Here is a 23,749-nt window from a genome sequence, read left to right as displayed (position 1 = left end):
CCGAGGTGTCGATGCCACTGCGGTGCCGGAGATCGTCACTGCGTACCGGAGATCGTCACTGCGCGCACGGGGATCCGCCGCCGAGTGCGCAGCGGTCCGTCCCGTCCTGCGTCAGCAATCCGAACACCCGGCTCTTCGCATCGTCGCGAGTGGTGACGACGACGTGGTCCCACGGACCCCTGGCCGGGGCGTCGTCCTCGCGGGTGAGGTGCGGTCGCAGAGCCGTCCACCGATGCCAGTGCCGCGCGAACGACGACTCGTTCACCACGCGCCCGCGAGCGTGCTGTCCGGCCCGCGCGACATCGCGGGGCACGTCGAGGAAGACCAGCACCGGCGTCCAGCCTCGTCGCCGTGCCAGGCGGGCCGTCCAGTCGCGTCGGCGCCTGCGCGTGGCGGTGTCGTGAACGGCCACAGGCCCTTCGCTCCGGTGCGGTCCGGCCAGGAGGGTGCGCACCACGTCGAGGGTGTGCATGAGATGGACCAGTGGCCGATACCAGCGATACGGCAGGCCCGGCGGAAGCGCGGCGGCGAGGCGTTCGGCCCGGCGCTCCGGATCGAGAACGGTCAGACCCGGGATGTCGTGCTCGATCCGGCGAAGCAGGGTGCTCTTACCCGCTCCGGGAACGCCACCGGCCATCAGGAAGACGGCACCGGTGTCGCGCCCGGACGGGTGTCCCGGGTGGGGGACCGTCGGAGCTGAGGTGGTTATGACAATTCCTTTCCCTGCGGGCAGATTCGTGATCGATTCTGCCGTCTCCAGAATGCCGGCAGGGACTGGGCCGACGCTGAGTCCTTCCTGAGGTCCGGCTGTGAAACCGGGCCGCACCTCGCGGCCCGGCGCTCGCGCCTCGTCCGGTCGACTGTCACGCAGCTCAGCTGTCACGCAGTTCAGCTGTCACGCAGCTCCGCGAGCGCAGCGGTGCGCTGTTCGATCCAGGACCGCATCGAGTCCGCGCTCGACTGGAGGGAAGCGGCCGGGAGCGCGTCGCTGACAGGGACGGTCGAGACCAGGGTGTCGAGCATCTCGAGGGCGCGTCCGCTGCCGTACATCTGTTCGTAGAGGTCCCGGTAGGCGTCCTCGTAGACCTGGGTGAAGGCCTCGGATTCGAGGAACCGTGTCTTCAGGCTGTTGCCGGACTGCACCCGGCCTGCCCCCTGCCCGCCCTGCGGTGCAGCTGCGCCCGGAGGCAGCATCCCACGCGGCTGGGGCATGGTGCCGGGGTCGGCCGCCGTGGTGCCGGCCTCGCCCTGCCCGGGGCCGCCCATGTCGCCGGGTGCCATCGAGACGGTGTCGTGCGGGCCGGTGGTGGCATCGCCTTGCATGGCCAGGTTCAGGTCCCAGGACACGACGGAGAGCTTGCCCGTCTGCAGGTCGTACCAGAGGTAGTAGTTCTGGCCCGGCCCGCTCATGTCGTCACCGTTGACGAGCAGGTTCTGCGTGGCGACGTACCGCGCGAACGAGTCCACGTCCACCCACTCCGACAGGTGTGTGCCGAACTCCTCGTCGCTCGCCGAGTCCAGCCATTTCAGGAAGCTGACGACCGGCTGCAGGTTCCCCGTCCCGACCGCATTGATCTGCTCGAACTGGTCGGCGTAGTCCGACTGGTCGTCGCCGATGTACTCGAACCGCGACGACGCGTCCGCCTTGTACAGGTAGCCGTCGGAGTCGAACAGGGAGTTCGCATACGTGTCGTCGGGGTGTTCGAGCAGCAGGCGCGTGGTGGTGGCGCTGTCGTTGACCGAATAGACCGTGTACGCGTAGCGCTGCGTCGGCTGCCCGGTCTCCGCGGTCAGCGACAGGGCCATCGCCTCGTTGAGCACGGGCGAGCCGGGGCGCACCGAGATCTCGGTCATGCCCTGGTAGGCGCGGCCGCCGGCGTTCTCGTCGAAGCTGATGAGCAGCGGCAGCGACGTCGGATCGTCCTCGGACGCCTGCGACATGCCGCCCGGGCCGCCCATGGCCGCCGGATCGAATCCGTCGGGCAGCTCCATCCCCTCCGGGGGCTCGAAGCCCTCGCCGCCGGGCCCGGCGTCCTCGCCGCGCACGCCCATGAGGGTGGAGTTGCCCTTCAACCGCACCGAGACGTCGGTGATCAGCGTGCCGTCGATGGTGACATCGGCGGTGACCCACTTCTTCTCGCCGGTGCTCTGGAAGGCGGTGATCATCTCGTCGTATTCCGCGTCGGTGATCTCGACCGACAGTTCGTGCGGGACCGAGGCGTCGAACAGGTCCACCGTGCCGGTGATGTTGTCGGTGATCTCCGAGGCGATGATCGTCGGGTCGCCGGTGATGTACGGGCGGATGCGGGTCGCCCCGAACACGGTCGCCAGGATCGTCACGAACACGACGAACACAGCCAGGAGTTTCCAGTGCCGGCGCAGCGACGTCGGGACCCGGTGCCGGAGCCGGCGCCGCGGCGGCGACTGCCCGGCGGTGGGTGTGTCGTCCATCAGATGTCCGTCTGGTCGTATCCGGTCAGGACGGTCACCCGCTGGCCGGTGTTGACCGCACTCAGGGCCGAGATCAGCTCGTTCGGCTTCTTGCCCTTCTTCAGCTGCGCGGTGTAGTACAGCTCGGTCAGCGCACCGGAGCGAACGGATTCGGTGGAGACCAGTTCGAACTCGGAGCAGTACCGGATGAGCACGTCCTCGACCAGCGCGTTGTACTCCTGCTCCGGCGGCACCTGCACCTTCACGACCTGACGCTGGACGTCGAGCTTGAACCAGTTGAACTTGTTCATGATCAGCAGCACCAGGCAGATCGCGATTGTCGCGGCGATCGCCAGCAGGTAGAAGCGGGTGCCGGTCGTCATGCCGACGGCCATCACCAGGAAGATGAAGCCTACATCGCGAGTTTCCTTGATGGCGTTGCGGAATCGAACCACCGACAGGGCGCCGACGAGTGCGAACGCGCGGGCGATGTTGGAGCCGACGACCAGCATGATCAGCGAGATCACCATGCCGACCAGCACGAGGGTCTGCACATAGGACTGGCTGTAGGAGACGTTCTTGTGGGTGTGGCGATAGACCCAGCCGATGATCGAGGCGAGCACGAACGACAGCGACAGCGACACGATGATGTCGAACGTCGTGAACGTCCCGCTGAGGTCTTGCAGGTCGAAATTCATGATGGTCCTGGTTCGGTGTAGGGACGGGAACGGCGCCCCGTGCGGGGACGCGGGCAGGCGGTGCGGCGGTCAGCGCGCCATCGTCGAGGTCTCGAAGAGACCGGTCGGAACACGGTCGTCGAAGCCTTGCGGCAGAACGAGTTCGGGGGCGCCCATCCGGGAGCGCGGAGCGAGGCCGAACGCCTCGACGGACTGGCAGTACTTCGAGACGCGGACGACCGACATGTCCAGCCGGGCGGTCAGATCGGTCGCCCAGTACGGAACGCGTTCGTTGGCCTTCAGTTCGACGATCGCCAGCCTCGGCGGGACGACGAACCGGTTCTGTGCTCCCGAGGCGAAGTGGAAGTCGCGGTCGCGGCCGTGCACCTTGTGGTCGATCGTCACTCGCAGGCCGAGGTCGGCCTCGCGGCCGACGAACGCCTCCCGCAGGTAGCCGGTGGTCACGATCGGCCGCAGGTCGAGGTTGCCGATCAGCGTCGTCACCTCGTGGGCGAACGGGCGTTGCGAGGGTTCGCAGTCGATCTCCTGCCGTCCGTCGAGCCAGCGTCGCGCGTTCCCGTACGGCACTGCGATGCGCCGTTTCTGGGTGACGCGGTTGACGCGCTGCTTGATCTCGATGTGCACCGGCGTGTCGTCGGTGCATTCGGAAGGGTTGCCATACAGGCGCATCCGCAGCTTGCGCCGGAACCGCAGGCCCTCGATCTTCTCCCAGTAGAACCGCAGGTCCGGCGTGTCGTAGTAGAGCGAGGTGACCGGATACCCGCCGTGGGGCGAATACGGATCGGTGTCCATCCGCGCCGCGAGTTCCCGCCGCAGTTCGGGGACCTTCATCTCGTCGACGAAGTATTTGATCTCGTAGCGGTTGAAGGCGTGCAGCCTGCCGGCGGTCTGCTGGTAGCCGGTCGGTGCGGTGGGGACGTCCTCCGCCCGGTGCGTGCCCTTCGCGGAGGACGTGCGGAATCGGTCGAACACTCCCATGGAACCGGCCTCTCGTCGGCGAACCGCTGTGCGGTGAACGCGATGCGAACGACACCAGTACAGCCGGTGACGCTCGAGGAACCTTGGGACGTTCCTGGCAGTCTGCTGGCAACGGGTACGCCGACCGGGAAGGCACTTTCGTCTCCGCGACACGAACCGACGAACGCCCCGACAATCAGCGAATAGTGGTCGCGGACGGCTGTGGACCGCACGGCTGTGTGGTCGTGCGGATTCGGGGGAGCGAACTCGTCGCCGCTCTGCGCCTCAGGTTCCGGCGGACCGGATTCCCAGGACTCGGTGCCACCAGCGCCGACGCGGCGGCTCGGGGGCGTACTCGCGCAGCACGGCGGCCGCTGCTGCGGCCCGCTCGGCGCGTTTCGACCGCAGCTCCGCCCGGTCCGCGGCCCACTGCCGGACCACCTCCTCCGGGTCGACCCTGTGGATGGGGACCAGGGGGCCGCTCGGTGCGCGCAGGCAGTCCACGATCCGCCGGTTCAGCTCCCGGACGATCTGCCGCACCGCCGGCTCGGAGGGCACGTCGAGCACGGTGCTGCGCAACCGCTCGATCTCCTTGCGCAGTTGCAGCGGGGGCGGCAGCAACGCCTCGGTGGACAGTCCTTCCCGGCGCAGATAGTCCTTCACCCACCACAGCTCGTCGTCGCTGCGATGCGGGATGGGTTTGCCGGCTCCCCTGAGGTTGTCGAAGTCGCCCCGCTCCTGCGCGACGCGGATCTGACGTTCGATCCACGACTCGAAGGTGATGTCCGGCCGCTTGCGCTCGGTCATGGAGGCGATTGTCCTCCGCGGGGCGCCGGGTTTCACGGTCGCGGGGTGACCGGGACCGTCGCCGACACGCCGATCGGATCGGCGACGAGGGGCGTCGCGGCCATGTGCCAGCGGCCGCACGCGCAGCGCTGGTAGCGCACCACGCCTTCGCTCGTCGGGTGGCGGGAGACCTCGGTCCAGTGGTGGCGATGGGATGTCTGCATGCCACCCAGCGTGATGTAATGGCATTGTGCATCTCAACCCTTACGGCGAGTATGCCGTGCGGCTCGCCGCGGATCTGGTGAACGACCCGCCCGTGACCGTCGACGCGCTGGTGCAGCGCTGCGTCGAGGCGGGCCTGGTGATCGACTTCCCGGTCGGTGCCGACGACCTGCTCGGCGTCGGCGCGATGCTCGGACGCTGGTGCCGCGTCGTCGACGCGACCGGGGACGCCGAGCGCGCCGCGCTGGTCAACGAGATGCTTGCCGCCGCATCGGCGTACCCGCGCATGACGAACCACGCCGGCGACGGCTGGCACCTGCACTACCGGGACGACCAGCATTCCCTCGCCGGTGTCGTCGAGGCCCTCGTCTCCGTGGGAACGGCCCTGCACCTGGTGGGCCGGGGCATGCACCGCCTCGGCCGCTGCGCCCTCGACGAGTGCGACCACGTCTACGCGGACACCTCTCGCAACGGGCGGCAGCGGTACTGCTCGCCGCGGTGCGCGAACCGCGACGCCGTGCGCCGGCACCGGGCCGCGCACGTCGGGTGAGCCGGGACGATCAGCGCGGAGCGGTGCCGACGACGACAGTCGCGAACGCGTCGTCGCTGTGTACCACCTGCGGGATCAGCCCGCTGCGTGCGAAGCACTCGGCGATCCCGGCGGCCTGCCGCTCGCTCGATTCGACCAGCAGGTGCCCGCCCGGTGCCAGCCATCGCCCGGCCGTCGCGGCCACCCTCCGCAGCACGTCGAGGCCGTCGGCGCCCCCGTCGAGGGCGATGCGGTCCTCGTGGTCCCGGGCCTCGGCGGGCAGCAGCGCCAGGTCCGCGGTCGGTACGTACGGCACGTTCGCGAGCAGGAGATGGACGCGCCCGCGCAGCACCTCGGGGAGCGGGTCGTAGAGGTCGCCCTCGTACACCCGGCCGCCGAGCGCGGCGACGTTGCGGCCCGCGCACCGCACCGCGGCGGGATCGAGGTCCGTCGCATGCAGGTCCACCCCGGCAACGGCCGTCGCCACCGCGGCACCCAGGGCCCCCGAGCCGCAGCACAGGTCGACGACGACGGCGCCGGGCGGGGCGAGAGCGACGGCGCGATCGACGAGGAACTCGCTCCGCCGGCGCGGCACGAACACCCGGGGGTCCAGGAGGATGCGCAGGCCGTGGAACTCGGTCCAGCCGAGGATGTGCTCGAGCGGCTCGCCGGCGGCGCGCCGGTCCACCATGCCGACGAGCTCGCCGGGCGTGCCGGCGGCCTCGACGAGCAGCCGCGCCTCCTCCTCCGCGAACACGCAACCCGCGCGCCGCAGGGTGGCCGCGACGGCGGAGGGATCCGGCGGAGTCGGCATGCGCCCGTGTCCCGGTCTCAGTCGGCGAGATCCTTGTATTCGGGGTGCTTGTCGATGAAGCCGTCGACGAACGGGCAGATCGCCACCACCCGCTTGCCGCGGGCACGTACGTCGTCGAGCGCGAACCGCACCAGCGTGCTCGACAGGCCCTGGCCCGAGTAGGCGTGGTCGACCTCGGTGTGGTCGAACACGAGTTGAACGTCGCCGTCGGGGTGGTACTGGGTGTAGCCGACGACGGTGTCGCCGTCGCGCAGTTCGTAGCGCTGTTGCTGCGGATTGTGGACGGCGACGACGGACGGGTCGCTCATGGCATTCCTCCGGCTGTTCAGGTGTTGTCGAGCAGGTGCGCGCGCATCGCGGTGTACGTGTTACCGAAGCGGGTCACGTCCTGAGGGCTGAGCAGGTCGAACACGTAGGAGCGTACGGCCTCGACGTGTCCGGGGCTGGCCTGGGCCAGCTTCGCGGCGCCGGCCTCGGTGAGTTCGGCCAGCATGCCGCGCTTGTCCTCGTCGCATTCGACGCGTTGCACCCAGCCGGCGTCGACGAGGCGGCTGATCGCGCGGGTGACGCCGCTGCGGGTCGTGACGACGGCATCGGCGAGGGCGCGCATGCGCAGCCGCCGGCCGGGGGCCTCCGAGAGGGCGACCAGCAGTTCGTAGTCGGTGAGGGACATCCCGGAGTCCTGGGTGAGCTGCTTGTCCAGGGCGCTCATCAGCAGTCGGGTGCTGTCGAGGTAGGCGCGCCAGGTGCGCTGCTCGTCGTCGCTGAGCCACCGGGTCTTCGTCATCCGTCGAGAATAACCGGGTGGTTGCTCAGGAAATCAATTCGGCCGTCACTGTTGCGGGGGACGTACCGGGTGCCGGCTGACGATGGAGATCCGGTTGAACGCGTTCATCGCCACGGCAACCCACGCGATCGCGGAGAGTTCGTCCTCGGTGAGCCGGGCGCGCGCGAAGTCGTAGTCCCGGTCCTGCAGGTGACTGTCGGGCAGCGTGGTGATCGACTCGGCGAGGGCGAGAGCGGCCTGCTCCTGCTCGGTGAACAGGTCCGTCTCCCGCCAGGCCCGCAGCACCGCGAGCCGCTGGGTGGTCTCGCCCTCGCGCAGGGCGTCCCGGACGTGCACGTCCAGGCAGTAGGCGCAGCCGTTCATCTGGGAGACGCGTACGTTCACCAGCTCCACGAGCCGACGCTCGAGTCCGGCGTCGGCCGTGGCCTGGCGGATCGCTTTGGCTACCTCGATCTGCGCCCGGTACACCGGGCGGGTCTGCTTGTCGATCGGGACGCGCGCCTCGCTCACTCCGGCGGCGATACGTGCACGGAGATGTAGAGGGCTTCGCCGAGCTGCTCGAGCAGGCCCAGCTGGGTCTCCAGGTAGTCGATGTGTTCTTCCTCGTTCGCGAGGATCTCCTCGAAGATGCGGGCCGAGGTGATGTCGCTGACCGAGCGCATGTACTCGGAGCCCTTGCGGAGGCGGTCGCGGGCCTCGATCTCGACCTGCAGGTCGGCCTCGAACATCTCCTTGACCGTCTCGCCGAGCCGCAGCGTGCCGAGCCGCTGGTAGTTGGGCAGGCCCTCGAGGAACAGGATCCGGTCGGTGAGGGTTTCGGCGTGCCGCATCTCCTCGAAGGATTCGGCGCGGGTGTGCGCGGCGAGCTTGGTCCAGCCGTTGTTGTCCTGCATCTTCGAGTGCAGGAAATACTGGTTGATCGCCGTGAGCTCGGCGGTGAGCTGCTCGTTGAGGTACTCGATGACCTTCTTGTCGCCCTTCATGGCGCCTCCCGGGGACCGAACGCGGATCGACCGCCGGGTAGGGGTCTAGACGGCGGTCTCGAGTTCGATCCTCTCATCCCGCTCGCGGGATGCGCGAACGATCGCCGAGATATTTCGGACGCACCGTCCGCAGTCGGTGCCGGCGCGGCAGGCCGCGCCGATCTCGCGGGTGCAGCGCGCCCCGGCAGCGATGTGGGCCTCGATGTGCCGGTGCGAGAGAGCGTGGCAGCTGCAGACGATCATCGAGACCCTCCTGGACGTACTACTTAGGTTCACCAAACCTTACCTCAATGAGGTGTGGCTTACCTGTGAGCGTAGTCACAATCCGGCCTCGGGCGCCCCGGGTAAGTGCCCAGTCCCGGCCCGGGGTGCCCTGAGGCCGGTGCTGCCGGGCTCAGGGCTGCCGAGTTCAGGGCTGCCGAGTTCAGGGCTGCCGAGTTCAGTGCTGCCGAGTTCAGTGCTGCTGTGACTGCAACTGCGACGCCACCACCTGGTTGATCCGCTGCAGACCGCCGGGGGTCAGACCCGGTAGCTGTCCCTCGATGGTCCGGACGATCGCGCTGTCGTCGATCACCTTCTCGCTGGACTGGATGAGCACGGTCCCGGCGCCCGTGAAGTCGAACTGCCGCTCCTCCCCGGACTGCACACCGAACATGCGCGCCCCCGCCGCCACGAAGCCGTTGACCCACGCCTCGTCGTAGTGATGGCTCGGCGACGGGCAGTCCGCCCACCCGACGAGCGCCTCGGGATCGACCCGCAGCGGCGGCTCGGCGAACATCACGGGCCCGTTCGACGACGCGAGGAACTTGCCCGTCCCGATCAGCGTGAGGAAGCCCGGCACGATCGACTGGTTCAGCGACAGCCCGGGCTCGAACGCGAGCAGGTTCGCGGCCCGGATGGTGAGGTTGCCGTCGTCGAGGTCGTAGGAGTTGATGTCGTACCCACGGTCACCGAGGATCAGCTTCCCGTACCCCTCGGCGACGACGTAGTCACCCATGTACAGCGGGGCCGAGAACTGGTGCGCCACCATCTGCAGCAGCTGCCCCTGCAGTCCGTGGGTGAGCGAGGTGAACTGCACCTGCCCGTAGTAGGCGATCATCGCGCCCTTGGACAGGAACCACGGGCTCTGCAGGTCGATGCAGAAGGCGTAGTGGTTGCCGGGCAGGTTGTCGCTGCCGACGAGGTGGGACGGGTTCAGGACGACGCTCACAGTTTCTCCTCCGACGCTTGCACGTAGACGATGCCCTGACCGGTGCATTCGAGCTGGAGGCCCTCGCCGCCGCTGCGCCCCGCGGTGCGCCAGCTCATCGCGGACTTCAGTTCCGTCCGCACCGGTCCGTGGGCGGCGATGAAGGACTGCGGGTCGACGACGACCGGGGCCGGCCCGCCGACCTGCAGCTCGAGGAATCCACCGTGCCCGAGCAGCACCGCGGCCCCGCGCCCGGACAGCTGGGTGGTGAACATGCCGGTGCCGGTCACCATGCCGGTGGCGGCGCTGCGCAGCGCGCCCAGGAAGCCGCCCCCGCCACCGCCGCCCCCGGTCGGGGGCGCCGACATCGACACCACCGAGCTCTGCAGGCTCGCGGTGTATCCCAGCAGCCGCGACGCCTCCACCCGCAGCTCGCCGCCCGCGGACAGGTCCACCAAGTGCACCTCGAGGCCGCGGAAGCCGTAGTGCACCACGCCGTTGCCCTGCGCGAGCATCGTGCGTTCGTGCTCGCCCTGCATCATCCGTCCCGCCATCCCGGCGATCCCGCCCATGCCCGGCATCCCACCGGCCCCGGGTACCTGGTGCGGAGCGAACTGCACCATGCCGGTGTAGAACAGCATCGCGCCGCGACGGGCGACGACCGGCCCGGACTGGTTCAGATCGACCTTGACGACCTTGCCGTTGATCTTCGAGAACACCGCTGTCTCCGTCATCGCTGCCTCCCTCACCGCTCCGCCGGCTGGATGGACACGACGCCCATGCCGTCCCACCGCAGCGAGAACGCCTCGCCGCTGCCCTGACCGACGAACGTGCGCCACGAGACGTCGGTGACGAACGACTGGCTCAACTGTCCCTTCGCGCACACGAACGCGTCCGGGTCGACGACGAGCGGGTACTGCGGCGAGACCTCGAGGTGGATCAGTGGGCCACCGGCCGACAGCAGCGCGACCTGCCCGCTGCCGGTGACCGTCGTGGTGAACAGGCCCTGGCCGCTCATGTTGCCGCGCACCCCGGCGAACGTGACGTTCGTGGTGAGGTTGCCGTTCAGGGCGAGCAGTTGCTCCGACTCGACCTGCAGCGTCTCGTTGTTCAACTCGAGCACCGTGACGTCCTGCCCCTGGTGGGCGAGATAGACCACGCCGTTGCCGGCGCACTCCATCAGCGACAGGCCCTCACCCGTGGCCCGCTGCCGCAGGCCGGCCAGCACGCCCTCGCCGCCGCCGAATCCGGCCGACTTGAACTGCACCTGGCCCTCGTACGCCACCATCGACCCCGACAGTGCCCGGATGCTGGTGTTGTTCAGGTGCGCCTCTATGACCCGTTTCGATCTCTCGACCAGTCGCATGCGCGAACACGATAGACGCTCGGCCGCCGGTGCGCCCTTCCGGCTCGCGCCCGCCCGATGCGGACACCCCACAATGGGTGCGTGCCCGATGTTCCCGACCGGACCCTGCTCGGCCGCGCCTTCGCCGTGCTGGGCGCGTTCACCGCCGAGCGCCCGCGCCTGACCCAGTCGGAACTGAGCCGCCGGACCGGGCTGCCCCTGCCGACGGTGTTCCGGCTGTGCGGCCAGCTCGTCGACGCCGGGGCACTCGAACGCCGTGCGGACGGCAGCTATCAGGTCGGGGTGCGGGTGTGGGAGCTCGGCGCCCTCGCGCCCCGCGCGCACGGCCTGCGCCAGGTGGCGATGCCCTATCTCGAGGACCTGTTCGATGCGACCCGGGAGAACGTGCAGCTGGTCGTCCGGGAGGGGCTCGAGGCGCTCTACGTCGAGCGGTTGTCGGCGCGCGGTGCCGTGGCCGTGGTCGGCCGGGCGGGCGGCCGGCTGCCGCTGCACGCGTCGAGCGGTGGGCTGGTGCTGCTCGCCCACGGCGGGCCCGAGCTGCTGCAGGAGGTGCTCGATGCCGGGCTCGAACGGTTCACCCCGGCCACGATCACCGACGAGGCCCGGTTGCGGCGCGTGCTCGACGGCGTCCGCCGCACCGGCATCGTGATCTGCCGCGAATACCTGAACGTAGGCACGATGGCGATGGCGGCGCCGATCCGGGAGCGTTCCGGCCGGGTCGTCGCGGCGATATCGGTGGTGGTGTCGATCGATGCGGATCCCGCGCCGTTGATCCCGGCCATGCGAGCGGCGGCGAGCGGCATCTCCCGGCGGCTGACCTGAAAGCTGTCTTTCACTGAGTGAAAGTGGGGGGTGACGACGTGGACCTTCCTTCGGGACAGTGAGGGTCGTCACCGCTTCCCGATCCCGAGGAGTCCCCCATGAGCGAATCCCGCACCCAGGTCGCCGTCGTCGGCGCCGGCCCCGCCGGGCTGATGCTGTCGCACCTGCTGCACCTGCGCGGCATCGAGTCCGTCGTGCTCGAGGCGCGCTCGCGGGAGGACATCGAGGCCACCATCCGCGCCGGCGTGCTCGAGCAGAACACCGTCGACCTCATGGTCGAGACCGGCGTCGGCGACCGGCTGAAGGCCGAGGGTTACGAGCACCACGGCGTGGAGTTCCGTTTCGGCGGCAGGGGTCACCGCATCGCGTTCGACGAACTCGTCGGGCGCGCGGTCACCGTCTACCCGCAGCACGAGGTCAACAAGGACCTCATCGCCCGCCGTCTCGCCGACGGTGGCGACCTCCGCTTCGGTGTCTCCGACGTGCAGGTCCACGACCACCTCACCGATCGGCCGTACCTGACCTACACCGACGCGCAGGGCAACCCGCAGCGCCTCGACGCGCTGCTCGTCGCCGGCTGCGACGGCTCGCGCACCGGCACCCGCGGTCTGATTCCGGCGCCGCAGGTGCGCACCGACCACTTCCGGCAGTACCCGTTCGCCTGGCTCGGCATCCTCGCCGAGGCGCCCCGCTCGTCGGAGGAACTGATCTACGCCCGGCACGAGCGGGGCTTCGCACTGATCTCCACCCGCACCGCCGACGTGCAGCGGCACTACCTGCAGGTGGACCCGGACGACGACGTCGCCAACTGGTCCGACGACCGCATCTGGAGCGAACTGCACGCCCGGGTCGACGGGGAGGGGGCCGAGGTCAAGGACGGCCGGATCTTCGAGAAGTCGATCCTGCAGTTCCGCAGCTTCGTGTGCGAGCCCATGCAGCACGGCAACCTGTTCCTCGCCGGCGATGCCGCGCACACCGTCCCGCCGACCGGCGCCAAGGGGCTCAACCTCGCGGTCGCGGACGTGTTCGTGCTGGCCCGTTCGATGGACGAGTACCTCACCCGCGGTGAACGCGGCCGGCTCGACGGTTACACCGCGGAAGTGCTGCCGCGGGTGTGGCGGGCCCAGCACTTCTCGTGGTGGATGTCGTCGATGCTGCACGCCCACCCGGGCAGCAGCCCGTTCGACAACAAGCGCCAGGACGCCGAGCTCGACGCGATCACCCGTTCCGTCGCCGGGCGCACCCTGATCGCCGAGCAGTACACCGGGTGGCCCCTGGTCTGACGCGCCGACGCCTCCGCGCGCAGCCTGCTCCGGGTCGAACGGGAGCTTGTCGCGCCGAGCGGGCCGTGACGGCGGCGCCGGCCGAGTAGCTCCGACGACAAGTTCCCGCTGGACGCGGAAACCTCCCGCTCGTCGGCCGAGTGCGGACCGTCAGTACGACGCGCGGCCGCCGCTCGCGTCGTACACGGCGCCGGTCGAGAAGCTCAGCGCGTCCGAGGAGAGCCAGGCGACGAGTTCGGCGATCTCGTCCGGCCGGCCCATCCGGGCCATCGGCGTCAGGCTCTGCGACCGCGCCAGGATCGCCGGATCCGTTCCGGCGTTCATCGGGCTCTCCACCGCCGCGGGCGCAACCACGTTGGCGAGCACCCCGGTCGTCGCGATCTCCTTGCCGAGCGACTTCGTCAGCGCGATCACCGCGGCCTTGGACGCCGAGTAGGCGCTCTGCTTCGGATTGCCGTCCTTGGCCGCGATGCTCGCCAGGTTCACCACCCGGCCCCAGCCGGCGCCGATCATCGCGGGAACGAAGGCGCGGCACGCGAGGAACGTGCCGTCGACGTTGATGCGGAACGTGCGGTGCCAGTCGGACAGCGCGGTGTCGACCAGCGGCGCCGAGGGTCCCACGACGCCGGCGCTGTTGACGAGGATGTCGACCCGGCCCAGGCGTTCTCGCAGCTGTTCGACGGCGACGGGGTCGGTGACGTCGACGCGTTCGTCGGCGCCGTCCGCGATGTCGGCGGTGACGACCCGGACGCCCGCGGCGGACAGCCGCCTCGCGCAGGCCGCGCCGATTCCGCTCGCCCCGCCGGTGACGAGCGCGGTCGCGCCCGAGGGATAGGTCACCATACGGCTGCTCCTCGCCGATGTGTGGATAGTAGTCTGAATCCATGTGCGAAATCGAAACAATCGGAGACACACCATGTATGAATCTGGATATACGGCTGTAGGTGCAGTCGTCAAGTCCCCGAAGGGATCGACATGGAGATCCGCTGGCTTCAGGCCTTCGTCGCCGTCGCGGAGGAGCTGCACTTCGGCCGGGCCGCCGCCCGCTTGCAGATGGCGCAGTCACCCCTGAGTCAGACGGTGCGCAAGCTCGAGAAGGACCTCGGTGTGCCGTTGTTCGAGCGCAATACGCGCAGCGTCGCCCTCACGGCGGGCGGTCACGCCTTCCTGCCCCACGCCTACCACATCCTCGAAAGCGTCGAGACGGCACGGCAGGCCACGCGCGCGTCCGCCGGCGGCGTGTACGGCCGCATCAAGATCGGGTTCACCGGTGTGCTGAACCATCTTTCGCTCCCGCCGCTGACCCGGGCGCTGCGACAGCGTTACCCGGACATCGAGCTCGACCTCGTCGGCCGCATCATGACCCGCGAGGCGGTCACCCAATTAGAGAGTGGTGCATTGGATCTCGCGTTCGTCGGGCTGCCGGTCCAGTCCACGGCGGTGGCCACCCGGCTGATCCGCCGCGAGTCGTTCGGTGCCGTGCTGCCCTCCGACCACCCGCTCGCCGGAGAGCAGGAGATCGACCTGCACGAACTCGCGGACGACGGCTTCATCACCACCCCGTTGTCGGCGGGGTCGGCCCTGCAGGAGAGCGCCATGCGTGCGTGCCTCGACGCGGGGTTCCGCCCGCGCGTGGTCCAGGAGATCACCGACCCGTACATGATCCTGGTGCTCGTCTCGGCCGGCGTGGGGGTGGCGTTGATGACGTCGAGCATCGCGACGATCACGCCGCCGGGCACGGTCTTCGTCCCCCTCGCCGGAGAATCCGTCTACATGCACCACGGGATCGGCTGGTCGCCCCGGCGCGTGTCGCCGGCGCTCGAGGTGGCCTTGAAGGTCGCCGAGGAGATTCTTCCGACGCCCGATTGAGACGATAAGGGTCTTTATCTGAGACTTTTTCAGTGTTGGACGCTGCATAGTGCGGCGTGTCACGCTCGTCTCGTTCCGGCGACTGTGAGGGCCATCACCGAATGGCCGACTCGGCGTCCGTCGGATCCTGGGACGAAAGGAACGCCATGGCGAACACGCACGCTGCCGGCCCCGACGGACGACCGAACGAGAACGCCCGCCGGGCGGCCATCTCCGGTTTCCTGGGCAGCACCCTGGAGTACTACGACTTCTTCATCTACGGCTCCGCCGCAGCCCTCGTCTTCGGGAAGATCTTCTTTCCCGGCGACGGAGCCACCTCGACGCTGCTGTCGATCAGCACCCTCGGCGTCGCATACATCGCCCGCCCGCTCGGCGCCGTGCTGTGGGGGCACTGGGGCGACAAGTTCGGCCGGCGCAACGCCCTCCTGGCCTGCCTGCTGCTGATGGGCATCGCCACGTTCGTCATCGGCTGCCTGCCCACCTACGAGCAGATCGGCATCGCCGCGCCGGTGATCCTGGTGCTGCTGCGCCTGCTGCAGGGCCTGTCGGCCGGTGGTGAATCCCCGGGCTCGTCGTCCCTGACGCTCGAGCACGCCCCGGCGCACCGGCGCTCGTTCTTCACGTCGTTCACCATGAGCGGCATCATGTTCGGCATCGTCATCTCGAGCCTCGTGTTCATTCCGGTGGCATCGCTGCCCGACGAGGCGCTGTACTCGTGGGGCTGGCGGGTGCCGTTCTGGCTCAGCATCGTCGTCACGGTGGTCGCGGTGTGGCTGCGCCGCAAGCTCGACGAGCCCGAGGTGTTCGAGGAACTCCAGGAGAACGGCGAGACCGCCACCCTGCCGGTCGTCGAGATGTTCCGCTCGCACTGGCGGACCGTCCTGCGGATCAGCCTCAGCGCCACGTTCGCCATGATCAACACGATCGTCAACGTCTTCGCACTCGCCTACGCCGTGCAGGTCGAAGGCTTCGAGCGCTCCACGATGCTGTGGGCGATCGCCGCCGCCAACTTCGTGGCGGTACTCAGCCAGCCCGTGGCCGGGCTCCTCGCGGACCGGATCGGCCGCAAGCCGGTGTTCGTGTTCGGTGCCCTCGGCTCGGGCGCGATGGTGTTCGCCTTCTTCCACGCCATCGGAACCGGCAGCACGCCACTGGTGTTCGCCTCGGGGATCGTGCTGATCGGCTTCTTCTACGCCATGCCGAACGGTGTCTACCCGGCCTACTTCCCGGAGCAGTTCCCGGCCCGGGTCCGGTACACGGGCATGGCCGTGAGCCTCATGCTCGGTCTGCTCGTCGCCGGATTCACACCCGCCGTCGCGCAGATTCTCTCGGCGGGGGACACCAGCAACTGGGCCCCGGTCGCCTGGATGTGCCTGGGCTTCGCGGTGCTGTCGTCGATCGCCGCCCTCACCGGTCCGGAGACCTACCGCACCCCCACCGAGGACCTGGGCGAGCGTCGCCCGGCGCCGGCGGCGCGACCGGCGCAGGAACTCGTCCGCAGCGACGTCTGACCGGCCACCGAGCCCCGGCGCCCGACGCGCCGGGGCCACGGCCCGTCCCACCCCCGTAGGAGTAACCGTGACCCCGTCCACCGCCCGCCACCGCATCCGGCTCGTGGGGGCAGGCATCGCCTCGTCCCTGTCGCCGGCCCTCCACGAGCGCGAGGCCGCCGCACTCGGTGTGAGCGACTACCGCTACGAACTGCTCGACCTCGAGGCGGAGAACGTTCCCGTCGAACGCACCGGCGACCTGGTGCGCGCCGTCGTCGCCGGCGGCTGCACCGGCCTGAACATCACCCACCCGTGCAAGCAGGTCGTCATCCCGGCCCTCGACGGCCTGTCCGACAACGCCCGCCTGCTCGGCGCGGTCAACACCGTCGTCGTCCGGGACGGGCGCCTGATCGGCCACAACACGGACCACAGCGGATTCCTCACGGCGCTGCGCCGCGGGCTGCCCGATGCCGCCCTGGATGCGGTCGTGCTGGTCGGTGCGGGCGGTGCGGGCTCGGCGGTGGCCTACGCGCTCGCCGCCGCGGGTGTGGCGGACCTGCGGATCGCCGACGTGGACACCGCCCGCGCCGCGGACGTCTGCGCGCGACTGTCCACCGCCTTCCCCGCGACACGGGCCACGGCTCTGCCGGCGGAGGCGATCCCCGCCGCCCTGCGCACGTGCACCGGGGTGGTCAACGCCTCGCCGATCGGCATGGTCGGCCACCCCGGAACGCCGTTCGACACCGGCGCCCTGCACCCCGGGCTGTGGGTCGCGGACATCGTCTACCGGCCGATCCGAACCGAGCTGATCGCGGCCGCAGCGGTTCTCGGCTGCGACGTGCTCGACGGCGGGCAGATGCTCGTCGCCCAGGCCGCCGACACGTTCGCGCTGCTGACCGGGATCCGTCCCGACGTCGACCGCATGCGGAAGCACCTCGACGAGCTGATCTCGGACCGGGTTCTCGTGGCCGCGCCGGTGGACCGTGCGCCGGCCGGACGTCCCGATGCCCACCAGGAGATGGAATGAACACCACCGCGTCCTTCGCGCAACCGCTGGACATGGGTTCGGTCCGTTTGCGCAACCGCTTCGTGTCCGCGCCCATGGAACGCAACTACTGCGAACTCGACGGCACGATGACCGACCGCTACATTGCCTACCTCGAGCGACGTGCCGCCGGAGGCGCCGCGCTCGTCTTCACCGAGGCGAGCTACGTGCGGGCCGACGGCAAGGGCCGCATCCGCCAGATGGGTGTGGACGTCGACGAACGCATCCCCGGCATCGCCCGGATGGCGGAGGCGGTGCACGCCCACGGCGCGCTCGTCGGTGTCGAACTCAACCACGGGGGCCGCACCGCGCAGGGCGCGGTGAGCGGATTCGTCCCGGTCGCCCCCACCCCGATCCCGTGCGCGGTCGTCGGCGGCGAGATGCCCGAGCAGCTCGACAGCGACGACATCGAGCACCTCGTCGAGTGCTTCGGTGAGGCCGCGGCACGCTGCGCGGAGGCCGGCGTCGACGTGATCTCCCTGCACGGCGGGCACGGTTATCTCATCCACCAGTTCCTCTCGCCCGCATACAACCACCGCGACGACGAGTGGGCCGAGCCGACGCTGTTCGTCAACCGGGTCATCGACGCGGTCCGCACCATGGCGCCGGGTATCACTCTGGGACTGCGTTTCTCGGCCTTCGAGGCGGTCGACGGCGGGCTCGACGCGGAGACGACGCGCGAGCGCATCGACGCGATCGACACGCACCGGCTGGACTTCCTCGACGTTTCGGCGGGCAACTACGAGTCGGGGCAGTGGATCATCCAGCCGGGGGAGTGGCAGCGCGGTCTGCTCGCCCCGTACGCCGAACCGTATGCCCGCGACTTCGACATCCCGGTGGGCGTCGCCGGCCGGATCAGCTCACCCGAGACGGCGGAGCAGATCATCGCCTCCGGCCGGGCCGACTTCGTGAGCATGGCCCGGACCCTGCACGCCGACCCGGACTTCCCGAACCGTGCCCTCGACGGGGGCCGGTACCGGCCCTGCATCGCCTGCAACTACTGCATCGACAGCCTGGCGGCCGGGCCGATCCCGTGTTCGGTCAACCCGTGGGTCGGTCGCGAACTCGAGCAGCCCTCGACGCCGGCCGGGACCGCGGTGCGCGTCGCCGTCGTGGGCGGCGGACCGGCCGGCACGGCGGCCGCGCGTGAGCTCGCCCTGGCGGGCCACAGCGTCGAACTGTACGACGAACGCGGCAGTCTGGGTGGCGATTTCGCGTTGGCCTCCCGGCTGCACGAGTACCCGGAATACCACCGGATCGTCGACTGGTACCGCGACGAACTCGCGGACCTGAATGTCACCTGCCACACCGGTACGAGAGTCGATGCCGCCACGCTGGCCCCGCTCGACTTCGACGCGATCGTCCTCGCGACCGGCGGGCGCGGACCGGCGATCGACCTTCCCGGTGCCGGCACGCGACGGATCCGCGACGTGCGGGAGTTCCTCGCCTCCGGAGACCCCGCACCCGAGTCGATCACGATCTTCGGTGCCGACCGGGAGGCCGCGGCGGTGGCCGACGACCTGCTCCAGCACGGCACGAGGGTGGTGATGATCGGTCCGCAGGAGACGATCGCGCACGATGTCGGCCGTCGCGGCAAGATCGTCCTGCTGCCCCGGCTGGCGGCGAGCGAGAACCTCACCACGTACCTGTCGTCCGTCGTCACGCACATCGAGGCCGACCGGGTGGTCATCTCGACGAACGGGCAACAGCGCACCGTGCCCGCGCCCGGGGAACTGCTCGTCTCGCACGGCGTCGAGCCACGCGCCGGCCTGCTGACCGAGCTGCGGCGGCTCGCGCCGCGGCTCGGCGTCCACTCCGTCGGGGACGCGAGCGGCGACGGCGGCTCCCTTCATGCCGCGCTCGTCACGGCCGCCGACGTCGCCGTCCGCATCACCGCGGCCGCCGATTCGCGCGTGGGGGCCGACGCGTGAACCCGGAGACCACCGCGCCGGCACCGGATTCCGTGCGCACCGCGCTGCCGCGCCTCGGCCTGGGCACCTGGCCCCTCGTCGGGCCCGACGCCACGCGCGCCGTGCTCGCCGGCATCGAGGCCGGATACCGGTTGATCGACACGGCAGCGATCTACGGGAACGAGGACGCCGTCGGCGCCGCCCTCGCCACCTGCGGCGTGCCCCGCGACGACCTGTTCGTCACCACCAAACTCCGCGGCAGCGACCATGTTTCCGGCGACGTTCGCGGTGCCGTGGAGCGGAGCCTCGAGCGCCTCGGCCTCGAGCGGCTCGACCTGTTCCTCATCCACTGGCCGCTGCCGCGGTTCGACCGGTACGCCGCGGCTTTCGAGGCCATGCTCGAGTGCCGCGACGCCGGGCTCGTCCGCTACGTGGGGGTTTCCAACTTCCTCGGCCACCATCTGCGCAAGGTGGTGGCCGAGACCGGGGAGGCTCCCGCCGTCAACCAGATCCAGATGGACCCGTCGCTGGCCCGCCTGCCCGTCCGCCGCGCGAACGACGAGCTCGGGGTGTTCACCCAGTCGTGGAGCCCGCTCGGCCGCGGCGAGGTGCTCGGCGCCCCCGTGGTCGCCTCGATCGCGGACCGCGTCGGCTGCACGCGCGCGCAGGTCGTGCTGGCCTGGCACCTCGCGCAGGGCGTCGTGCCGGTCGCGCGGTCGGCGAACCCGGCGCGCCAGTCCGAGAATCTGGCCGCCGTCGACGTGGAACTCACGGCGGCGGACGTCGCCGCGCTGAACCGTCTCGACCGCGGCGAAGCCGCGGCCCGGGACGTCGAACGAGAGGAACACTTCTGATGCCCCTTCGTGCAGGCATCGTCGGATGCGGAAAGATCGCGGGCAACCACGCGCACGCACTGCAGCAGGTGCCCGGCGTCGAGGTCGTCGCGTGCTGCGACCCCGACCTGGAGCGCGCTCGCGCATTCGCCGCCCGGCACGGCATCGCCCACGCCGTCGGATCGGTGGCGGAGTTGTTCGCTCTCGGCCTCGACGCCTGCACCGTCTGCACACCACACCCCGTGCACGAACAGATCGTCCTCGCCGCCGCCGAGGCCGGGATCCACGTGCTGTGCGAGAAGCCGATCGCGGTGGACGTGGCCGCGGCCGACCGGATGATCGCGGCCGCCGACCGCGCGGGCATCACCTTCGGGGTGTTGTTCCAGCGCCGATTCTGGCCCGCGGCGCGCCGCATCAAGGCGGCGATCGACGACGGCCGCCTCGGCGTTCCCGTCCTCGGGGAGGTGTCGGTGATCCTGCACCGCCCGTCGACCTACTACTCGGCCGACGCGTGGCGCGGGCGGTGGGACACCGACGGCGGGGGCGTCCTCATGACGCAGGCCGTACACCAGATCGACATGCTGCAGTGGTTCATGGGCGCGCCGGTCCGCGTCAGTGGCTTCGTCGGCACCCGCTTCCACGGCGAGCACATCGAAACCGAGGACAGCGCCTCGGCCGTCGTCTCGTTCGCCTCCGGTGGCACCGCGACGATCACCGCCACCACCGGCGCCAACCACAACCTCGGCAACCGCGTGACGGTGATCGGCGCAACCGGGGCGATCGCGAGCGTCCTCGAGTTCCCCGAGGGGCGTGAGGGCGTCAACGAGCTGTGGACCGCGCCGGGCGAGGTGGAGCTGCGAACCCCGTATTCCCCCGAGGTCGACGCCAATCTCGACGTCCGCGACGTCAACGCCGGCCTCGCCGACTTCCACACCCTGCAGGTCCAGGACTTCGCCGAGTCCGTGCTGACCGGCCGCCGGCCCGCGGTGACCGGGCGGGACGCCCGCGCCTCCCTGGCCGTCGTCGCCGCGATCTACGAATCCTCCCGCACCGGCCGGGTCGTCGACCTCGCGCCCGCACCCACCCTCGTCTCGTCCGGCAAGGAGCTCCGATGACCCCCGACACAGTGTCCGAATCCCTCACCTACGACGTGGTTGTCGTCGGGTCCGGCGCGGGCGGGCTGTCCACGGCCGTGGCTGCCGCCCACGGGGGCGCCTCCGTGCTCGTCGTCGAGAAGGCGGACGTGTGCGGCGGCGCCACTGCCTGGTCGGGCGGGTGGATGTGGACGCCGCGGACCCTGTTCGCCCACGCCGACGGGGTGCACGAGGACCGCTCGGAGCCGCGCCGCTACCTCGAGCACCGGCTCGGGGACAACTTCGATGCCGCCAAGGTGGACGCGCTCCTCGACGGTGCCCCCGAGATGGTCGAGTTCTTCGAACACCACACGGCGCTGCAGTTCGTCCCCGGCGCCGCCATCGCCGACATCCACGGTGACACCCCCGGCGCCGGCACGGGACACCGCTCCGTCGCGCCGAAGCCCGTGAGCCTGCGCCGCCTCGGACCCGACGTCGCCGCGCTGCTGCGGCGGCAGCTGTACGAGACCTCGTTCCTCGGCATGGGCATCATGGCCGGCCCGGACCTGCAGGCCTTCCTGCACTCGACCCGCTCGGGCCGGGCGTTCCTGCACTGCGCGCGCCGCGTCTCGACCCACATGTTCGACCTCGCCACCAGGCGTCGGGGCCAGCAACTGGTCAACGGGACGGCGCTCGTGGGCCGGCTGCTGCGCTCCGCACTCGATGCCGGCGCCGACATCCGCGTCGCCACCGCCGCCACCGCACTCGTCACCGACCCGTCCGGCCGTGTCGTCGGTGTCCGGCTCGAGGGCCCCGACGGCGCCTACACGGTGTCCGCCCGCCGGGGTGTCGTCCTCGCGACCGGCGGGTTCACCCGCGACCTCGACCGGCGGCGAGAGCTGTTCCCCCGCACCCCGACCGGACGCGAACACTGGACGCTCACGCCGTCGACGACGACCGGTGACGGCATCTCGCTGGGCGAATCCGTCGGTGGCCGCCTCGACCGTTCGCTCGCCTCGCCGGTGGCATACTGTCCCGTATCCCTCGTCCGGTACCGCAACGGCAGGCAAGGCGTGTTCCCGCACATCCTGGACCGCGGAAAGCCCGGTGTCATCGGGGTGCTGGCCGACGGACGCCGTTTCGTCAACGAGGCGCTCGGATATCACGACTACACACTGGCAATGGTCGAACAGGTGCCGGACGGCGAGGAGATCTGCTCCTGGCTGATCGCCGACCAGCAGTACCTGCGGTACTTCCCGCTCGGCATGGCCAAGCCCTTCCCGATCCCGACGTGGCCCTACCTGCGATCCGGATACCTCTCGAAGGGCCGGACGCTCCGCGAACTCGCGGAGCGGATCGGCGTCGACCCGGACGGGCTCGAGAAGACCGTCACCGCGTTCAACGAGAGCGCACGCCTCGGGGAGGATCCCGAATTCGGCCGCGGCACCACCCCGTTCAACGTCAAGTCCGGGGATGCGGACAACCCGTGGCCCAACCCGTCCCTCGCGCCGCTCGAGCGCGGACCGTTCTACGCCGTCAAGGTCGTCCCCGGCAGTTTCGGCACGTTCGCCGGCCTGGTCACCGACTCGTCGTCCCGGGTGCTGAACCGCGAGGACCGGCCGATCGACGGGCTGTTCGCGGTCGGCGTCGACCAGTCCAGCGTAATGGGCGGTCACTACCCCTCCGGCGGAATCAATCTGGGCCCGGCAATGACCTTCGGGTACCTGACCGGACGCCGCCTCGCATCGACCACAGGAGCCACCCGATGAGCACCCCGCTCGGCCTCGCCGCCCTCACCGTCCTCGACACACCGCCGCTGCAGCACGTCGATCTCGCCGAACGGCACGGATTCGACACGATCGGACTGCGTCTGCTGCCCGCGGCGCCCGGCACCACGGCCTACCCGCTGCATGAGGACGACGCCGCGCTCTCCGCGCTCGTCCGCCGTCTCGCCGATTCCCCGGTCCAGGTGTTCGATCTCGAGATCATCCGTCTCGGTCCGGATTTCGACCCGTCCGACTACGCTCCGCTGCTCGAGGCGGGCGCGCGGCTCGGGGCGCGGGCCGTCCTGGTCGGCGGCGACGACCCCGACCGGGCCCGTCTCACCGACTCCTACGCGCGGCTGGCGGAGCTGTGCGCCTCCTACGGCATCGTTGCGAGCCTCGAATTCATGCCGTGGACAGCGGTTCCCGACGCGAAGACGGCCGTCGAGATCGTCGCCGGGGCCGACGGTCCGGCCCGCAGTGTGCTCGTCGACGCGCTGCACGTCGCGCGCTCTTCCACGACCGTCGCCGAGCTGGCGGCCATCCCGCGCGAGTGGTTGCACTACGCCCAGATGTGCGACGGCGCCACCCCCGCCCCGCGCGATCACGCCGAACTGATCCGGCACGCCCGGGAGGAAAGGCTCGTGCCCGGCACGGGCGGCATCGACCTCCCGGCGATCTGGTCCGCCCTGCCGGAGGGGCTGCCGGTGAGCATCGAGCTGCCGAACGAGCCGCTGCGCCAGGCGATCGGTACGGACGCCTGGCTCGAGCAGCTGGTCACCGCCACCGGGGCCGTGCTCGGACGTGTCCCGGCCACCGCGATCGTCGAGTGAATCCGGAGCGCAACCGAATTCGCTCGCAGTACCGGAATCCGCCCACGCCGTGGCGTGGGCGGATTCC

The 23,749-nt window shown here is 70.2% G+C and carries 27 protein-coding genes; 11 read left to right on the top strand and 16 right to left on the bottom strand.

Annotated elements, in window-relative coordinates; all coding sequences use genetic code 11:
• Positions 1-55 precede the first annotated feature (55 nt).
• The 6 genes from HFP48_RS26605 to HFP48_RS26580 form a co-directional block, all read right to left on the bottom strand.
• The gene (locus tag HFP48_RS26605) at positions 56-637 is read right to left on the bottom strand and encodes an AAA family ATPase (RefSeq protein ID WP_168580384.1); all 582 of its coding nucleotides are present in this window, start codon (positions 635-637) and stop codon (positions 56-58) included.
• Positions 638-888: 251 nt separating this feature from the next.
• The gene (locus tag HFP48_RS26600; RefSeq protein ID WP_221776148.1) at positions 889-2,451 is read right to left on the bottom strand and encodes a CotH kinase family protein; all 1,563 of its coding nucleotides are present in this window, start codon (positions 2,449-2,451) and stop codon (positions 889-891) included.
• Positions 2,451-3,128 carry a DUF4956 domain-containing protein gene (locus HFP48_RS26595; RefSeq protein ID WP_050036104.1) on the bottom strand — a complete coding sequence of 226 codons (678 nt, stop codon included), beginning with the start codon at positions 3,126-3,128 and terminating at the stop codon, positions 2,451-2,453. The genes HFP48_RS26600 and HFP48_RS26595 overlap by 1 nt, the downstream gene beginning before the upstream one ends.
• 69 nt (positions 3,129-3,197) lie before the next feature.
• Positions 3,198-4,106, bottom strand: coding sequence for a polyphosphate polymerase domain-containing protein (locus HFP48_RS26590; protein ID WP_006944080.1), 909 nt, complete (start codon positions 4,104-4,106; stop codon positions 3,198-3,200).
• Between the two features lie 264 nt (positions 4,107-4,370).
• A complete protein-coding gene (locus HFP48_RS26585) occupies positions 4,371-4,892 on the bottom strand; it encodes a DUF1992 domain-containing protein (RefSeq protein ID WP_006944077.1) in 522 nt (173 codons plus the stop codon).
• A 32-nt stretch (positions 4,893-4,924) separates the two neighbouring features.
• Positions 4,925-5,095: a hypothetical protein gene (locus HFP48_RS26580; protein ID WP_168580383.1), complete on the bottom strand. Its 171-nt coding sequence runs from the start codon at positions 5,093-5,095 to the stop codon at positions 4,925-4,927.
• A gap of 26 nt (positions 5,096-5,121) precedes the next feature.
• On the opposite strand from HFP48_RS26580, the gene HFP48_RS26575 reads away from it, so the two are divergent.
• Complete coding sequence (locus HFP48_RS26575; protein WP_006944073.1) at positions 5,122-5,643, top strand: CGNR zinc finger domain-containing protein; 522 nt, start codon at positions 5,122-5,124, stop codon at positions 5,641-5,643.
• Positions 5,644-5,653: 10 nt separating this feature from the next.
• Here the strand turns inward: HFP48_RS26575 and HFP48_RS26570 are convergent, their stop codons facing one another.
• The 9 genes from HFP48_RS26570 to HFP48_RS26530 all read right to left on the bottom strand — a co-directional run bounded on the left by HFP48_RS26570 (position 5,654) and on the right by HFP48_RS26530 (position 10,761).
• Positions 5,654-6,436: a putative protein N(5)-glutamine methyltransferase gene (locus tag HFP48_RS26570; RefSeq protein WP_168580382.1), complete on the bottom strand. Its 783-nt coding sequence runs from the start codon at positions 6,434-6,436 to the stop codon at positions 5,654-5,656.
• Between the two features lie 17 nt (positions 6,437-6,453).
• The gene (locus tag HFP48_RS26565) at positions 6,454-6,744 is read right to left on the bottom strand and encodes a GNAT family N-acetyltransferase (RefSeq protein WP_168580381.1); all 291 of its coding nucleotides are present in this window, start codon (positions 6,742-6,744) and stop codon (positions 6,454-6,456) included.
• Between the two features lie 17 nt (positions 6,745-6,761).
• Positions 6,762-7,223, bottom strand: a complete 462-nt coding sequence (locus HFP48_RS26560) for a MarR family transcriptional regulator (protein ID WP_029546621.1) — start codon at positions 7,221-7,223, stop codon at positions 6,762-6,764.
• A gap of 45 nt (positions 7,224-7,268) precedes the next feature.
• The gene (locus HFP48_RS26555; protein ID WP_006944065.1) at positions 7,269-7,733 is read right to left on the bottom strand and encodes a carboxymuconolactone decarboxylase family protein; all 465 of its coding nucleotides are present in this window, start codon (positions 7,731-7,733) and stop codon (positions 7,269-7,271) included.
• A complete protein-coding gene (gene bfr, locus HFP48_RS26550) occupies positions 7,730-8,206 on the bottom strand; it encodes a bacterioferritin (protein WP_006944064.1) in 477 nt (158 codons plus the stop codon). The genes HFP48_RS26555 and bfr overlap by 4 nt, the downstream gene beginning before the upstream one ends.
• Before the next feature lie 45 nt (positions 8,207-8,251).
• Positions 8,252-8,449: a (2Fe-2S)-binding protein gene (locus tag HFP48_RS26545; RefSeq protein ID WP_006944063.1), complete on the bottom strand. Its 198-nt coding sequence runs from the start codon at positions 8,447-8,449 to the stop codon at positions 8,252-8,254.
• 211 nt (positions 8,450-8,660) lie between these two features.
• Positions 8,661-9,416 (bottom strand): AIM24 family protein, encoded by a 756-nt coding sequence (locus tag HFP48_RS26540; RefSeq protein WP_006944062.1) that lies wholly within the window; start codon positions 9,414-9,416, stop codon positions 8,661-8,663.
• On the bottom strand, positions 9,413-10,114 hold the full coding sequence (locus tag HFP48_RS26535; RefSeq protein WP_168580664.1) for an AIM24 family protein: 702 nt from the start codon (positions 10,112-10,114) through the stop codon (positions 9,413-9,415). Before HFP48_RS26535 ends, HFP48_RS26540 begins: the two co-directional genes overlap by 4 nt.
• Positions 10,115-10,140: 26 nt before the next feature.
• A complete protein-coding gene (locus HFP48_RS26530; protein ID WP_006944059.1) occupies positions 10,141-10,761 on the bottom strand; it encodes an AIM24 family protein in 621 nt (206 codons plus the stop codon).
• Positions 10,762-10,842: 81 nt separating this feature from the next.
• Here HFP48_RS26530 and HFP48_RS26525 point away from each other — a divergent pair, with 81 nt between their 5' ends.
• Together HFP48_RS26525 and HFP48_RS26520 are read left to right on the top strand one after the other, a co-directional pair.
• On the top strand, positions 10,843-11,583 hold the full coding sequence (locus tag HFP48_RS26525) for an IclR family transcriptional regulator (RefSeq protein ID WP_006944058.1): 741 nt from the start codon (positions 10,843-10,845) through the stop codon (positions 11,581-11,583).
• Positions 11,584-11,681: 98 nt separating this feature from the next.
• Positions 11,682-12,866, top strand: a complete 1,185-nt coding sequence (locus tag HFP48_RS26520; RefSeq protein ID WP_006944057.1) for a 4-hydroxybenzoate 3-monooxygenase — start codon at positions 11,682-11,684, stop codon at positions 12,864-12,866.
• A gap of 150 nt (positions 12,867-13,016) precedes the next feature.
• Here the strand turns inward: HFP48_RS26520 and HFP48_RS26515 are convergent, their stop codons facing one another.
• Positions 13,017-13,709 (bottom strand): SDR family NAD(P)-dependent oxidoreductase, encoded by a 693-nt coding sequence (locus HFP48_RS26515; RefSeq protein WP_168580380.1) that lies wholly within the window; start codon positions 13,707-13,709, stop codon positions 13,017-13,019.
• A gap of 132 nt (positions 13,710-13,841) precedes the next feature.
• Between HFP48_RS26515 and HFP48_RS26510 the strand changes: the two genes are divergently transcribed.
• From HFP48_RS26510 to HFP48_RS26475, 8 genes are all read left to right on the top strand, one after another.
• A complete protein-coding gene (locus HFP48_RS26510) occupies positions 13,842-14,735 on the top strand; it encodes a LysR family transcriptional regulator (RefSeq protein ID WP_102800199.1) in 894 nt (297 codons plus the stop codon).
• A gap of 146 nt (positions 14,736-14,881) precedes the next feature.
• Entirely contained in the window at positions 14,882-16,246 is a 1,365-nt protein-coding gene (locus HFP48_RS26505; RefSeq protein WP_168580379.1) for an MFS transporter, read from the top strand.
• 67 nt (positions 16,247-16,313) lie between these two features.
• Entirely contained in the window at positions 16,314-17,252 is a 939-nt protein-coding gene (locus HFP48_RS26500) for a shikimate dehydrogenase (RefSeq protein WP_065923328.1), read from the top strand.
• Entirely contained in the window at positions 17,249-19,201 is a 1,953-nt protein-coding gene (locus HFP48_RS26495) for an FAD-dependent oxidoreductase (RefSeq protein ID WP_168580378.1), read from the top strand. Before HFP48_RS26500 ends, HFP48_RS26495 begins: the two co-directional genes overlap by 4 nt.
• Entirely contained in the window at positions 19,198-20,034 is an 837-nt protein-coding gene (locus HFP48_RS26490; RefSeq protein ID WP_029546614.1) for an aldo/keto reductase, read from the top strand. The genes HFP48_RS26495 and HFP48_RS26490 overlap by 4 nt, the downstream gene beginning before the upstream one ends.
• Complete coding sequence (locus HFP48_RS26485) at positions 20,034-21,128, top strand: Gfo/Idh/MocA family oxidoreductase (protein ID WP_029546613.1); 1,095 nt, start codon at positions 20,034-20,036, stop codon at positions 21,126-21,128. The genes HFP48_RS26490 and HFP48_RS26485 overlap by 1 nt, the downstream gene beginning before the upstream one ends.
• Complete coding sequence (locus tag HFP48_RS26480; protein WP_050036096.1) at positions 21,125-22,855, top strand: FAD-dependent oxidoreductase; 1,731 nt, start codon at positions 21,125-21,127, stop codon at positions 22,853-22,855. The genes HFP48_RS26485 and HFP48_RS26480 overlap by 4 nt, the downstream gene beginning before the upstream one ends.
• Positions 22,852-23,682 (top strand): sugar phosphate isomerase/epimerase, encoded by an 831-nt coding sequence (locus tag HFP48_RS26475; RefSeq protein WP_050036095.1) that lies wholly within the window; start codon positions 22,852-22,854, stop codon positions 23,680-23,682. The genes HFP48_RS26480 and HFP48_RS26475 overlap by 4 nt, the downstream gene beginning before the upstream one ends.
• Positions 23,683-23,749 lie beyond the last annotated feature (67 nt).

It is taken from the genome of Rhodococcus sp. DMU1 (assembly GCF_012272955.1).
Lineage (GTDB): Bacteria > Actinomycetota > Actinomycetes > Mycobacteriales > Mycobacteriaceae > Rhodococcus > Rhodococcus aetherivorans.
This window is presented reverse-complemented; position numbering and strand designations above follow the sequence as displayed.